1 protein-coding gene is annotated in these 249 nt (G+C 71.9%); it reads right to left on the bottom strand.

Annotated elements, in window-relative coordinates; translation table 11 throughout:
* Positions 1 to 249 (bottom strand): DUF6328 family protein (locus KVT14_RS20800; RefSeq protein WP_254631396.1); only part of this gene is annotated, 249 nt, incomplete at both ends.

Below are 249 nucleotides of genomic sequence, written 5' to 3'. Positions count from 1 at the left end.
GCGCCGAGCCGCCGAGGACCAGCGCCAGCGCCGCGAGCCCCGTCTGCGCCATCCGGCCCGCCGAGACCACGAGCTCGCGCTTCAGGTGCCGCCGGAACAGGATCCGGTGCAGCGAGACCGGCGCCACGATGAACGCGGCCGCGGTCAGGGCCAGCACGACCAGCACCAGGTAGACGGTCTTCTGGTAGTCGCCCAGGTCGAGGAACCGCTGCTGGAACGGGACCGCCAGCAGGAACCCGGTCAGGAACT

The organism is Cellulomonas sp. GbtcB1 (genome assembly GCF_019091725.1).
Lineage (GTDB): Bacteria > Actinomycetota > Actinomycetes > Actinomycetales > Cellulomonadaceae > Cellulomonas.
Note: the sequence above shows the minus strand (reverse complement) of the source record. Positions and strands in the feature narration are given on the sequence as shown.